12 protein-coding genes are annotated in these 13,249 nt (G+C 42.3%); 9 read left to right on the top strand and 3 right to left on the bottom strand.

Features of this window, described 5'->3' with window-relative positions:
- Positions 1–132 precede the first annotated feature (132 nt).
- From ACMXYX_RS14270 to ACMXYX_RS14245, 6 genes are all read left to right on the top strand, one after another.
- Positions 133–1,050: an SPFH domain-containing protein gene (locus tag ACMXYX_RS14270; RefSeq protein ID WP_415885693.1), complete on the top strand. Its 918-nt coding sequence runs from the start codon at positions 133–135 to the stop codon at positions 1,048–1,050.
- Complete coding sequence (locus tag ACMXYX_RS14265; protein ID WP_415906158.1) at positions 1,051–1,500, top strand: NfeD family protein; 450 nt, start codon at positions 1,051–1,053, stop codon at positions 1,498–1,500. It begins immediately after the preceding gene.
- A 41-nt stretch (positions 1,501–1,541) separates the two neighbouring features.
- Positions 1,542–2,033 carry a YgjP-like metallopeptidase domain-containing protein gene (locus ACMXYX_RS14260; protein ID WP_415882317.1) on the top strand — a complete coding sequence of 164 codons (492 nt, stop codon included), beginning with the start codon at positions 1,542–1,544 and terminating at the stop codon, positions 2,031–2,033.
- A gap of 170 nt (positions 2,034–2,203) precedes the next feature.
- Positions 2,204–2,707 (top strand): Slp family lipoprotein, encoded by a 504-nt coding sequence (locus ACMXYX_RS14255; protein WP_415906157.1) that lies wholly within the window; start codon positions 2,204–2,206, stop codon positions 2,705–2,707.
- A 145-nt stretch (positions 2,708–2,852) separates the two neighbouring features.
- Positions 2,853–3,401: a DUF2726 domain-containing protein gene (locus ACMXYX_RS14250; protein WP_415906156.1), complete on the top strand. Its 549-nt coding sequence runs from the start codon at positions 2,853–2,855 to the stop codon at positions 3,399–3,401.
- A gap of 258 nt (positions 3,402–3,659) precedes the next feature.
- Entirely contained in the window at positions 3,660–5,243 is a 1,584-nt protein-coding gene (locus ACMXYX_RS14245) for a S8 family serine peptidase (protein WP_415906155.1), read from the top strand.
- Between the two features lie 64 nt (positions 5,244–5,307).
- Here the strand turns inward: ACMXYX_RS14245 and ACMXYX_RS14240 are convergent, their stop codons facing one another.
- Both ACMXYX_RS14240 and ACMXYX_RS14235 read right to left on the bottom strand, forming a co-directional pair.
- Complete coding sequence (locus ACMXYX_RS14240; protein WP_415882313.1) at positions 5,308–6,741, bottom strand: hypothetical protein; 1,434 nt, start codon at positions 6,739–6,741, stop codon at positions 5,308–5,310.
- Positions 6,742–6,911: 170 nt separating this feature from the next.
- A complete protein-coding gene (locus ACMXYX_RS14235; RefSeq protein ID WP_415882312.1) occupies positions 6,912–7,409 on the bottom strand; it encodes an aminoacyl-tRNA deacylase in 498 nt (165 codons plus the stop codon).
- A gap of 141 nt (positions 7,410–7,550) precedes the next feature.
- On the opposite strand from ACMXYX_RS14235, the gene ACMXYX_RS14230 reads away from it, so the two are divergent.
- From ACMXYX_RS14230 to ACMXYX_RS14220, 3 genes are all read left to right on the top strand, one after another.
- Positions 7,551–8,255 (top strand): response regulator transcription factor, encoded by a 705-nt coding sequence (locus ACMXYX_RS14230; protein ID WP_415896912.1) that lies wholly within the window; start codon positions 7,551–7,553, stop codon positions 8,253–8,255.
- Positions 8,252–9,586 carry a histidine kinase sensor domain-containing protein gene (locus ACMXYX_RS14225; RefSeq protein ID WP_415896911.1) on the top strand — a complete coding sequence of 445 codons (1,335 nt, stop codon included), beginning with the start codon at positions 8,252–8,254 and terminating at the stop codon, positions 9,584–9,586. The genes ACMXYX_RS14230 and ACMXYX_RS14225 overlap by 4 nt, the downstream gene beginning before the upstream one ends.
- Positions 9,587–9,981: 395 nt before the next feature.
- On the top strand, positions 9,982–11,949 hold the full coding sequence (locus ACMXYX_RS14220) for a TonB-dependent receptor domain-containing protein (protein ID WP_415882308.1): 1,968 nt from the start codon (positions 9,982–9,984) through the stop codon (positions 11,947–11,949).
- A 132-nt stretch (positions 11,950–12,081) separates the two neighbouring features.
- Here ACMXYX_RS14220 and ACMXYX_RS14215 read toward each other — a convergent pair whose 3' ends face one another.
- Positions 12,082–12,705 (bottom strand): LysE family translocator, encoded by a 624-nt coding sequence (locus tag ACMXYX_RS14215; RefSeq protein ID WP_415882306.1) that lies wholly within the window; start codon positions 12,703–12,705, stop codon positions 12,082–12,084.
- Positions 12,706–13,249 lie beyond the last annotated feature (544 nt).

Here is a 13,249-nt window from a genome sequence, read left to right as displayed (position 1 = left end):
CCAAAAAAGCGTTTAATATTTCTTATTGATTGTTTGCCGTTACCTCACGCTTAATTTAGTTAAGCCATTTCAGTTCTTCCCGATCAGTATTAATATGAATACCTCCTCCCAACTTTACTAAAGGAGATTGTGATGTTTGGGTTTGAAATTACCGCTGCGGTAGTGGTTGTTCTCGCATTAATTTTTATTTTTTCTGGGGTCAAGATGGTTCCTCAGGGGTATAACTGGACAACAGAACGTTTTGGACGTTTTACCAAAACTCTTACACCAGGTTTGAATCTGATTATTCCTTTTGTTGATCAGATTGGCGCTAAGCAAAACATGATGGAGCAAGTACTGGATGTACCGCCTCAAGAAGTGATCAGTTCTGACAACGCGCAAGTAACTACCGATGCTGTTTGTTTCTATCAGGTGTTGGATGCATCTAAAGCGAGTTACGAAGTTAACGATCTTTATCGCGCGATGCAGAATTTGGTAATGACTAATATCCGTGCGGTTTTAGGTTCGATGGAGTTGGACGAGATGTTATCCAACCGAGATAACATTAATAGCCAACTGTTAAGCAAAGTTGATGAAGCGACAGATCCATGGGGCGTTAAAGTTACCCGTGTGGAAATTCGTGATATCTCGCCTCCGGCTGATCTTGTTGAAGCGATGGCAAACCAGATGAAAGCTGAGCGTGAAAAACGTGCTGCGATTTTAACGGCGGAAGGTGAAAGAGAAGCAGCGATCAAAGTTGCTGAAGGTGAAAAGCAAGCTGCAATTTTAACAGCAGAAGGTGAAAAAGAAGCAGCATTTAGAGAGGCTGAATCGCGAGAGCGTTTAGCGATGGCAGAAGCGCGTGCAACCAAAGTGGTTTCGGAAGCAATTTCACAAGGTAACCCGCAAGCTCTGAACTATTTTGTTGCTCAAAAATATACTGAAGCTCTGCAAAATATTGGTGCAGGCGAAAATGCTAAAGTCGTGATGATGCCTCTAGAAGCAAGCAGTGTTATTGGCTCCGTTGCTGGAATTAGCGAGCTGTTAAAAGAAACTAAGATAGGTTCGTAAATGTTAGAACTACTCGAATCAATTACTTACTGGCATTGGATTATTCTAGCGTTGGTGCTTTTAGGTGGTGAAGCCTTAGGTGCCGCGGGATTTATGATCGGTGTCTCTCTATCTGCTTTTGCCGTTGCTGCTTTAATGGCGATTGGTGTGCTAAATGATTGGCAGCATCAATTCCTATTGTTTGCGCTCTTTTCCGTTATCGCTTCGGTTATTTTCTGGAAGTTCTTTCGTTGCCAAAACAATGATGATGAAGCAGGCATGATCAATGATCGAGCGGCTCAATTGATTGGACGAAAACTGACATTAGTTGATGACGTTGAAAATGGCTTAGGTCGAATTCAGATCGGTGATACTTTTTGGAAGGTTGCTGCTGAAGATGATTTGGAAGCGGGAACTAAAATAGAGGTTTATGCCAGCGAAGGCATGACGCTACTGATCCGTAAATTGTAATTGATATCTAGCGGGATCGGCCAAGCTGGTCCCGTTTCATTATGACAGCACTAAAATATATTAATCATTATCCCGAGTCTTTAAAGCAGCAAGCTTTAGCCATGTTGCAAGATGAAACTTTAGGGCCTCTTCTTCAGAAAAAATATCCAGATCAACATTCGGTGCAAAGTAACAAAGCGCTGTATGAATATACGATGGATCTGAAAAATCGCTATATGCGAAAATCGGCACCTGTCAGCAAAGTTCAATACAGCGATAAAGTTGCAGCGATGAATGCTTTAGGTACGCATAGTCGCGTATCTCGTATCCAAGGGAATAAACTGAAATCTAAAAAAGAGATCCTGATCGATACGCGATTCAAACAATTACCTGAAGCCTTTTTGCGGATGATTGTTGTCCACGAATTAGCACATCTGAAAGAGTTAGATCATAACAAATCGTTCTATCAGTTATGTCAGTATATGGAAGCTGATTACCACCGATTAGAGTTAGACCTGAGGCTCTATCTTACTTGGCAAGAATATTCGGTTTGACGTTTTTTGCCGTAAGTTTGCTTGTCCTAGCGAGCTCGCCAGCTGTGCGCTATCTTCTTATTTATTTTCAGAATTATTTCGTTCGCTCAAAAAGTTAAACAAAATTGTAGGCGCAATTTAGATATTTTGTCCTATGCTTTAGGCAGTACCCTTATATTTGGTCAGGGAAAATGCCAAAAATTATTGTTGCTACCTTTATCAGTTTGTTTCTTCTCGGCTGTAATAGCTTGCCGGAGAAACTCCAGATCGCAGAAAAAGTCGAACTGCTCCCGTTTGATGAAGTGGGGGATATGGATTTAGAACCCACCAATGTCCAAGCGCTTTGGGGAGGCGTGATCGCTAATACAGCGAATTTCACTGATCGCACTCAGATAGAGATAATATATTTTCCTCTTAATGATCAGGGGCGGCCTCAAATCAATCAAGAAAGCTTAGGTAGATTTCGAATCTATGTAGGTGACTTTATAGACCCATTTGTTTACCGACCTGGGCGCATGGTCACTGTGTTGGGAACACTTGGTTTACGCGAAAAGGGTTATGTTGGTCATTACCCATACGATTACACGGTTTTGCACTCCCTAGAATTACACCTATGGACCGATAAACAACCACTACCTATGCCTCCGCAAATTGAACAATATCTGCAATCTCCACCGACTTTTAGCTATCAATAACCTTCTAATTTGTAGACCTTATAAACTCTTATTTGGGTAGCTTTTTATACTTTGGCACTGAAATTATTTTAGAACTTAAAATTCAGATGCTTTCCGCTTTCACTCTCGGTAATATTGCGCCTTCAAACGGGGGTGGGGCGTTATTGTGGACGATAAATTGTGGATTTATATTGCGAGTGGAGCAGCTGTTTGTGTACTGCTTTTAGTCGTGATTATTCGTGCAAAAAGATCTAAAACGCTAGATTCCTCTCTTTCACATACAGAGCGTATGTTTACATCGGTTTTAGAAAAAGCCGTCGGTGGCCACTATCAGGTTCATTGCAAAGTACCTATGCCTGAAGTTTTGGAGGCTTTGCCCGAACAGTCTGACCGTGCCAAGCGAAAGGCATTAAAAAAGATTAGGCATCGTCAGTTTGATTACATTGTTTCTGATCCAGTTAACAACCGTGTGGTTTGTGCCGTTGAGCTGGACGATCATGCTTATGATAAGAAGAAGTTCAAGAAACAAGATCTTTTCCTCGAAGAGATTTGTCATGATGTGAATCTGCCTCTGCTTAGAGTAGCTCCACAAAATGGTTATAACCTAGTTGAAATCATTGAGCGTTTTGAGAGAACTATTGCGCCTGTCGATTATGTAAAAGATCAACAAGGGCGATTCAATCTTCGTATGGTTGATGCATTAACTTCACTCTGATCTGTAGCCTGTGTGTTTCACCACCCTAATTTGTCTATAAATCCCCTTCATTTTTTCTACATGTACTTGAATTTTGCTAACTGGCGACCTCTCGATAGCTTACTAGACTTAAAGTAAGCGTCGGGTTTTATAGTGTTTGTACTTCAAGCAAATGAAGCTTGCTCCTGAGTAGTCAGTTTGGTGGCACGGATTTGAGCCAACTGTAGTTGCACTGCCTGATATCTGTTTATCACTTGATAATGACAAGGTAGGTTGGTTATGAGAGCGTCAGTAAAACTACTCTGCATGGCAATGTCCTGTACTCTTGCAGCAGGCACGGCTATGGCAGAAATAAAGTTCCGACCGGGAGAGGTAGTGGTAAAAGGAGAGGTTTTTGCATCCGAAGGGTATGAGATTCTTAAGTATTTACCGAATGCTGATCTTACTATTCTTAAAGTGTCCCCCGGAAAAGAGCTATCACAGACCTTAGCTTTAAGAAAAAAAGGGCGTAAAGCCAGCCGAAACTATATTGCTCGAAAGTTCGCACCTAATGACCCTTTGTATGGCTACCAATGGCACTTTGGCGCTGTTCAGGCTGAACAAGCGTGGGCGATTTATGATGGTGCTGGTGTGAATGTTGCTGTATTAGATACCGGTTTACAGTCAGGTGGCCCTGACGGAATAGATTGTGTTTTACCTGGATACAATGCGATTGATGGCAGTGCCAATGTTGCAGATGGTGATGGACACGGCACCCATGTTAGCGGCACGGTTGCTCAGAGTACAAATAACGGGGTTGGTGTAGCAGGGCTTGCTCATGGTGCATGTATTCTTCCAGTAAAAGTCTTGGATGACAACGGGTCGGGTACGGATGCTGATATTGCTGAGGGTATCGCTTGGGCTATTAATAATAGCGCTCAAGTAATTAATATGAGTCTTGGTTACCCTGCTGATTATGCGCTGGAACAATTCGTTAACTATCCATCTTATTCAACACTGACTAATTCCGATACCAGTGTGACTATTGTTGTTGCATCAGGTAACGATAGCTCCACAAATGGGATTAGTTATCCTGCAAGTCATCCAGAAACTTTAGCTGTGGGTGCTACTGATGTCGATGGGATTGCTCCCTACTCAAATCAAGGTCCTAAATTAGATATAGTGGCGCCAGGTGGTAACACATCCCAAAACCTTCATATTCCTAATGATAATTTTGGCGATGGTGTCGCCCAAGAAACTTATCTTTGGTCCCAAGGACAAAGTAGTTGGGGATATTATCTTTTTCAGGGTACTTCGATGGCGGCTCCCCATGCTGCAGCTGCAGCAGCCATTCTTTTATCTAAGAATGAAAGCTTAGATCGTTATGAGGTTCAGACTGCGCTTGAAACTACAGCTTCAGATTTAGGTAGTCCAGGCTGGGATAGTGTTTTTGGTCACGGCCTGATTCAAGTGTACGACGCATTAGGTGCAATTGGAGCTGGAAATAACGAGCCTCCAGAAACAAAGCCGGGCTCACCTGAACAGTTTTCTGCAAGTTTCGATTCTAATACAAGTGCTGTCCAGCTTACTTGGAATCCTCCATCGCAAGGTACTGTAACCAGTTATGCGATTGAGCGTAGTAAACAAAATAAACGCGGTAAACTCGGTGGTTTCAGCGCTGTAGCTACACCTGATGGCACGGCTACGTCGTATACTGATGATGGCTTGGATAGTGGCACTTATGTATATCGGATCCTCGCTAGAAATAGCGCTGGAGCATCTTCATGGGTTTTAAGTAATTCAGTTGAAGTCACTACTTCAGGCGGAGGATCTGGAGGAGGTGATGGAGAATGTAAAGGTGGCTGGAGAAAATGCGGTGGTTGATTTGTTAATCTGCTAACAATAAAAAAAGCCTGCATTAACAGGCTTTTTTTATTGGCGTGAAAAACTAATTGCTACAGCCTCCAGGTAGTTGATCGCAGACATCATCATAAGGGTAGAATCTGACTTGGATATTATATGAACCGTTATTGTCTATTCCCCAGATATACTCTACGAAATCAGCAATATTAAAAATCCATTCGTTCTCCCAGCTTTTACATGTGCCTACCGCAGGCGCATCGACTACCAATTTATTCGGATCGCTCCATTGTTCAAAGTAGCCAATACTGGGAACAGCACCGCTAGCGATGTCAGCTTCTACTGTGGCGATGCAGGCATTGTATTCATCAGTTGAACTGATGAGTGCATAGTTGTCGTTAGCTGTGTCGTAACAGTAAGCATTAACAGAACACTCTTGCGTAGTTGTATAGGCTGTTAGCATATAGGTTTCTAAGAGGTTTGTAGTGACATCGGCCCAATCATCCTCACCATTATCACCAACATCTACGGTAGCTAAACCATCGCCGTTATCATCAGGATCATCCCAGAACCACGCTTCCAATGGCAGCCAATAATCGGTTGTGCCATCGTTATCTGAATCGACACTATTTTCTGGAAGTTCGGAGTCTGTTATCTCTTCACCGCAGAAATAGCGTTGGTCACCAGGGGATATGTAACAAACGGAACCAGTGAAGGTGAAAGCGCTGGTAATGTCTGTCGCATTTTTTACACCTTTACCACCCGGTCCTTTGGTTTTTGTACCGTCTTCTTCACGGGTAAGATTAAAGTTCTGCCAAGTGCCAGATCCATCCACGAAACCTAAGGCTAATAAGTCATTACCTTGGTCATCTACAACAAAGCCAAAGCTATTGGTAAATAACGTACCTGTCTCACACTCGCCATCTTCATTAATATTGTTACAGGGTTTGCCTGTAACTCTGGCAAATACTGCATAGCCATGGTCGTAGGGAGGTAGGGTGACTATCGCTCCATCGGCTCCATCGCTATCTGGAAATGATTCGGTACACCAATCTGTGACTTTTAGGTCAGGAATTCCATCTCCATCTAAATCCGATGCTGGCGCTGACTTATTTTTACCTCCTTTAGTGTTACCAGATTGAATGGCTACACTCGTATCTGCATTGGTATTGACATCATATCGAGGAATAAAAACTACATTTTGGGATGGGTCTTCATGGCAATAAAATTGCGTATTCGAATCATCTGTTACTAGAATGCATTCTTCAATATTTGGGTCACATGGAATGAAACCTAAATCATCTGTTTGGCAGCGATAGTCGGCCTCACTAGGGCAATTGAATACACCGGGGGCCTGAGTTTTTTTGCCAAGTAAGTTTAAATTGAAATGAAAGCCTGCGGGGAAACCATTACCTTTTAAGTTCTTTCCAGAATGTGCGTTTGTCGATAGGCTCAATAACAAAATGGAAATTAAACAACAAAGGATATACGTTCCGAAGGACTTGGTCTGAGCGGTATACATTGGGTATGCCCTCAACTAAAAAATGGAAATCCTCCTTACAAAATTTAGCTTAATCCATCTAACTACGTTTAACTGTAGCTTTGAATTTAATCTGTGAATTGGATTTTTTTGCACCTAAAATCCAATCCTGAATACTTACATTCAAGGTGGTTAATGTAATGAGATGTATTTTAATAATGGTTTAGATCATAAAGCTCCTCAGGCGCGCAGCTGATTTCACCGTGTTGCTTATTTCTCATTAAATTTTGGAATTGTTGCCGTTTTAGGTGGATTAAGTTTTGATGATCGCCCGCTTCGATGTAGATATCATCTGCGTCGGCTAAGCGGTCATCCCAAACCACTTCGAGCCCGTAGGCCTGTCCGATAGCAGGAATAGCACCTTCTTCACAATCTCCAAATATACGCTTTATTTCAGCTTCTTTGGCCAATCTTGCGGGTGAGCCAGTAATTGCAGCCAATTGAGGCAGCATAACTTTGTTCATCGCAGGAACGGCAGCAAGGGTGAACCTGTTTTTCTGATGAATGACAACCGCTTTGGCCATCTGTGTTACCGGTATTGAAGCCCTATGCGCACTATCGAGAGAAGTAAAAGAGTAGTCGTGTTTGATTGTGTCATAACTGCAGCCCTGATTTTCTAAAAAACTACAGAGTGTGGCTGATACGGACATGCTTATTCCTCCCATAAGAGACTTTGTTGTATAAGTTTAGTTGCCGATTATGGGAACGCTATAGGAAATTGCATTTTTGAACGTGCTGAAATAAACTCCATTTGTAAATGTAATTGATTACCATTTAATCAGGTAGTAACTATGGCTGACGGTGTTGCTTCAACGGCAAAGATCTTAATTATTGAAGATGATCGTACGTTAAATAATCAGATCACCTCGCTCCTAGAAGAGCAGGGTTACGAAACGGATCAACGTTTTGAAGGACGTCAGGGATTGGTTTCCGCATTGAGTAAAACCTATGACCTCATCTTGTTGGATGTACTTTTGCCAGGATTAGATGGCTTTTCACTTTTAAGTAAATTGAGACAAAAGCGCGAAACCCCCGTGATGATGCTGACTGCATGTGGAGCGGAAGAGGAACGTATTACAGGTTATAGCAATGGTGCGGATGATTACCTAGCTAAGCCTTTCAATATTACTGAGCTCTTATTACGTATCGAAGCCATTTTGCGTCGTACGCGATATTTGGTAGAAAGTCAGATCGAGCAAGATGTTATTAAAACACCTTTCTTCCACTTAGACCGGAAACAGAATCGTGTTCATCTTGATGATCTAGAGGTCGTCCTCACCCCTATCGAATTTAAAGTGTTATGGGCGTTAGTAAAACAAAGTGGTGAAGTGCTTAGTAAACCGCACCTTTACCAGTCCGTTCTTAACAAAGAATACAGCCGATACGACCGTAGTTTAGATATGCACGTGAGTCGAATAAGGCGCAAACTTTCACAACGAAGTATTGATGTCTCAGCTTTAGAAACGGTACATGGTGAAGGGTACTGCTTTAAATGAAACGGCGTTTGTTTTGGAAACTTTTCGCTATTCTAGTAGCAGGTACCGTTGCTTTATATGGAGCGATCGATTGGCTTGCAAATCATACCGAGCAACGTATGAGCCTAATCGCCGAAAAGCACCAGCTAGAGATGAAGTCTTGGGCAACTGAAGCCGAGGAAATCTATAAAGCAGGTGAAATGCAGTTACTTGATCAATGGATTGACGATCTGGAAAAGCGTGAGGATACATGGGTTGCAATTGCCGGATCTGATTTGACCTTACTGGCCGGTAACTACATGGATGACTATTACACTGGCAGTCTGCGGCTTGGCCGAAATGTCGAATATATGATCCACCTTTACTATGCCTATAACCCGATTATGGAGCTCCCATTTATTGATGGTCACACGCACTTTTTGGTCCGATTGCCACAACGTATGAGGCCGGGTGGTTTTTTAAAACCTGCTCAATTGTTGTTACAGATTGCTCTGCCTTTTGTGGTTTTGGCATTGGTGTGTTTGATGCTATATCGACACTTGGTAACGCCTATTCAGAAACTGGAAAAAGCGACTCGTCAGTTCAACGAAGGAAATTATGATGCCCGCGTGAGTCAATCACTGGGGGCACGTAATGATGAGTTGGCTTCGTTAGCCAGAACTTTCGATACCATGGCGGAACACACGGGCGGGTTGATCGTTACCCAAAGACAGCTAATTGCTGACCTTTCTCATGAGTTGCGTACACCCATCACACGTATTGAAATGGCGCTTAGCAGTATCAGCGAAAAGAACTGCCAAGAGAATATCGAGCGTATTCAGCGTGAAGTCGCGCAAATGCGTGAAATGACCGAAGATGCTTTGACGCTTGCGTGGATGGATACCGAGAAGCCTCAGATCAAAGGTGAATATCTTGATCTGGTGGACCTGCTAGATAGCATTATCGATGACGCCCGTTTCGAATATCCTGATCGTAAGCTCGTTAGTTGTATGCCTGAGAGCGCGCCACTTGATTCCTCTAGTCACCGAATTCTTGGGCAGTCGATAGAGAATGTTATTCGCAATGCTCTACGCTATACACCTCAGGGTGGAGAGGTCAGTATTCAACTGAGTATTCAGGATGATGAGTACTTACTTACAATCTGTGACCAGGGGCCTGGAGTTCCGGAAGAATCACTCGAAAAAATCTTTCAGCCGTTCTATAGAGTTGAAAAATCACGAGGTGCTGACTCGGGTGGATTTGGGCTTGGGTTGGCATTAGCTAAAAGACAGATTGAGGCCGTTTCTGGCTCAATTAAAGCGTCAAATTTGGTCAGCGGTGGTTTACAGATAAGAATAATATTACCGGTATAAGGGGGGAGTTGGATAAGATAAATTCAACTCGCTTTGTTTCTTCTTTAGCTGCCTGTTTAGCTGATCATTGTGGAGGGGATCTTGGTTTTCTGTGAACACTGGATTCGTCCATATAGAACCTGATTTTCCTCCTTCTCTAAACCTATGGATAACGTAAAGTTCTAGGGATTAATTCCTTTATCTAGTGGAACGATAAACTTACTGATCTTGAAATATTTCACCTGAGAAACCCTTCTGTACGTAACAAATGTAAACGTTGTGACAATTATTTTACAGCTATTGATAATAGATCGTAATTGTAAATGGTTATTATTTGTAGTTATTGTGACGCGCAAAATTTTGGCTATGTTCACTCTCAGCTTTAGTTTGATAAGTTTAATGTAGGTAGGAATTAAATGATTTCACAGAAAAACCAAAGACGAGCTACATTGTCTTTACTGATTGGTTATGCAATATCCAGCCAAACCGCTGCCGCTCAAGACGAGTCTGCGAAAGGTGTTGATCGTCTGGAAACAATTCAAGTAGAGGGTGTGGCTACGGATGTTGGTGAAGATCGACTTGGCCTAGAAGAAATACAACAACTGAACCCGAATGATTTGCAGGACCTATTTAGAAATACACCAAGTGTACAGGTAGGTAGCTCAATTTCTGCGTCACAAAAGGTATATGTCCACGGTATTGAAGAGACAAACCTAGCTGTGACTATCGATGGCGCACGTCAAAATAATAAGCTCTTCCACCATTCAGGCACTAACATCATCGATCCTGAATTGTTGAAAGCTGTAAGTGTTGATGCCGGTGTTGCGCCTGCGGATGCGGGGCCGGGTGCATTAGGCGGGTCTCTTGCTTATGAGACCAAAGATGTCTCCGACTTATTGGAAGATGGCGATAACTTTGGTGGATCTGTTGGCCTTGAATACAATACTAATGGCGATACATTTGATAGACATATCTCGTTATATGGCCGTTCAGGTGGTTTTGAAGTACTCGGTTATGCCAAAAAGGCAAGCGGCAACGACTTTGAAGACGGTAATAATGATGTAGTCGTGGGCTCTGAGTCAGCGTTAAAAACGGGTCTAATTAAAATTGGCTATCTGCATGAAAGTGGTTACCGTACAAAACTATCTTATGAAGCTGTTGAAGATGATGGAAATCGTCCAGGAAGGGCAAATTTCAATAGTGGTGTTTTGTCAGAAAACAACAACCTAGATCGAAAAACGCTAGTGTTCTCGGTTAAAGATGAAACACCTGAAGGTTTAATTAACCCATATATCAAAGTTGCGCGCTCTGAGACTAAACTTGATTGGATACCGACAGGAGCTCCTTATACAACGTTTGGTGAGTACGAAAGTTTAAATGGTGTAATTGCCAATACATTTGTATTGGGAACAGGGACGGTCGATGCCGGTGTAGATTTCTTTGATGATACGAGTAAAGGTATTTTTCCTGGTTGGGCGACTTTTGAGGAAGAAGCACAAAATATAGGTGTGTTCGCTCAGGCGCGACTGACTCCGACAGAGCGCAGCCGTGTATCTTTTGGTGCACGTTTTGATGATCATGAAATCAAAGGTATAGATGGATCAGTTCATGATAGTGATGGTGTTTCCGGTAATATCTCTGGTGAGTATGATCTAACTTCATTTGTTACTCTAAGTGCAGGTTATTCCCATGTATTTGGTGGGGTACAGCTAATGGAGCCATACATTGGTAATCCTAGCTGGGATTACTCTGGTGGTTTTAAAGAATCTGAAGCAGATAACGGCTATGTAGGTCTTAACGTCAATGGCGAGGCTCTAAATGCGTCATTATCCGGTTTAACAGTTGGCGTTAAGCTCTTTAAGACTGATATTGACGATATTCGTGATGAAGAATACGCTGGCGGTCCTGATGTTTACAGTGATGTAGAAACTGACGGTTTTGAATTGACTGGTCGTTATGAATGGCAGTCTGGATCTGTACGTTTAACCTATGTTGATATCGATACAGAAATTAATGGTATCGAAGGATCTACATCTTCATATTATATCGGAACTGCCATTGGCCGATCGCTGAAAGTTGATTTTGTTCAGTCTATTGATAGCGTGAATACAACCTTTGGCGCTGACGTACAGTACTACTACTCGATGGATGGGCATGATGGTACAAATACGATACCAGGGGCTTTTCCTAGCTACACCGTTGCCAATTCATTTGTTGAATACGCTCCTCAGGCAATCAAGAACCTCACGTTACGTGCATCTGTAAATAATATGTTTGATGAAGATTATTCAGATCGTGCATCGTATGGACATGAGTTCGGATCAGATATTACTTTGAATGAGCCGGGTCGCTCGGTTGTGTTGGGTGCCAAGTTTAAATTCTGATGATCATATACCAGTGCAGGGTTGATCTTATAGGAGGCCTGCCGAAAACTGTTTTACGCTTCTAGGACTTATGTCCATCCCTTCTAAGGAAACGTAACCAGACCCCGCCAGCTGAGCTGGTGGGGTTTTTTATTACTTTCCTAAAGCTAACCACAAACCAACCAAAATCATTAGGCTTCCGGCGATTCGATTCATAAGGCGAACGTTGTTGCGTTCCATTAAAAGGTGCTTTAGTAGTTTACCGCCACTGGCGTAGATAAGCAGGCAAATGAATTCAAGTAAAAGAATCAAAGCAACCAGTATGGCTAATTGCGGCGCCATAGGTAGATCGGCATCAATGAAGGGAGGCAAAAGGGTGACAAAAAATGCCCAGCCCTTTGGATTCGCAACGGCAGTAAGAAAACCATTTGTTGCTAGCTGTAATCCTGAAACTTCTTGTTTTTGTTCACCAGGCTCGGTAATGACTAGCTTGCCTCTAGAACAAAACATCTCATAACCTAGCCAACAAAGGTAAGCGCCACCGCCCCACTTTAGAATAGTGAACACTTCTGGGTAGTTCAGCATTATTGCCGCGACACCTAAAGCTGCGGACGCGGCCACCAAACCAACTCCAATTAACTCTCCCCACATCATATGCAAGCTACGTTTGACGCCAATAGAGATACCTAGACTCAATGCCAAAGTCATACACATTCCGGGTGTAATGGAGACAAAAAAGAAGGTCGGAATAAACAGGGACAAAAGTGTGAGTGACATCAGAAAAGCAATACCCGTTGTTATGGACAAATTTAATATAGCGAGGAGTTTATGCTGTGCAAAATCAATTAGTAAGAAAAAAAATTTTAACGGTGTAAAAAACAACCAGATTTTTATATCCCCGCAACAATGGGCTTTGAGAGGGATACGCAGAATTAACTAACAGTTTTATCCACAGCTTGCGTGGATGGATTTTTTTACTGTTAGGGCTTGACTGGTTGATTTTTATACAGGCTTTTTGAGTAAGAAAAAATTTTACAAAAATGTTGATATTACCGATCGATTTGATCCTTATTCTACAAGGTTGAAATATGATCAATTCTCTACAGGCTAATAATCATGGGCTTTATGGAGGATGTCCATAATTAGTTAACAAGCTTATCCACAGTTTGTGGGGAGAAACTAGTAATCGGCTTTATCAACGATAAGCGCTCTATTTTTGGAAGTTTGTTCACAAGTGTATTGAGCGTGTTATGTAAGTACCTACTCTCTTCTTGCCCTTTGTAGCTTAAGGTTATCCAAAGGCTGGAAAGTTAAAAAACGA

The organism is Neptuniibacter sp. QD72_48, assembly GCF_047778065.1.
Classification (GTDB): domain Bacteria; phylum Pseudomonadota; class Gammaproteobacteria; order Pseudomonadales; family Balneatricaceae; genus Neptuniibacter.
Note: the sequence above shows the minus strand (reverse complement) of the source record. Positions and strands in the feature narration are given on the sequence as shown.

Excerpts from the sequence above, each read along its gene's own strand:
- ACMXYX_RS14255 (WP_415906157.1), top strand. The coding sequence starts at position 2,204 with ATGCCAAAAATTATTGTTGCTACCTTTATCAGTTTGTTTCTTCTCGGC.
- ACMXYX_RS14265 (WP_415906158.1), top strand. The coding sequence starts at position 1,051 with ATGTTAGAACTACTCGAATCAATTACTTACTGGCATTGGATTATTCTA.
- ACMXYX_RS14235 (WP_415882312.1), bottom strand. The coding sequence starts at position 7,409 with ATGTCCGTATCAGCCACACTCTGTAGTTTTTTAGAAAATCAGGGCTGC.
- ACMXYX_RS14230 (WP_415896912.1), top strand. The coding sequence starts at position 7,551 with ATGGCTGACGGTGTTGCTTCAACGGCAAAGATCTTAATTATTGAAGAT.
- ACMXYX_RS14215 (WP_415882306.1), bottom strand. The coding sequence starts at position 12,705 with ATGTCACTCACACTTTTGTCCCTGTTTATTCCGACCTTCTTTTTTGTC.
- ACMXYX_RS14220 (WP_415882308.1), top strand. The coding sequence starts at position 9,982 with ATGATTTCACAGAAAAACCAAAGACGAGCTACATTGTCTTTACTGATT.
- ACMXYX_RS14225 (WP_415896911.1), top strand. The coding sequence starts at position 8,252 with ATGAAACGGCGTTTGTTTTGGAAACTTTTCGCTATTCTAGTAGCAGGT.
- ACMXYX_RS14245 (WP_415906155.1), top strand. The coding sequence starts at position 3,660 with ATGAGAGCGTCAGTAAAACTACTCTGCATGGCAATGTCCTGTACTCTT.
- ACMXYX_RS14260 (WP_415882317.1), top strand. The coding sequence starts at position 1,542 with ATGACAGCACTAAAATATATTAATCATTATCCCGAGTCTTTAAAGCAG.
- ACMXYX_RS14270 (WP_415885693.1), top strand. The coding sequence starts at position 133 with ATGTTTGGGTTTGAAATTACCGCTGCGGTAGTGGTTGTTCTCGCATTA.
- ACMXYX_RS14240 (WP_415882313.1), bottom strand. The coding sequence starts at position 6,741 with ATGTATACCGCTCAGACCAAGTCCTTCGGAACGTATATCCTTTGTTGT.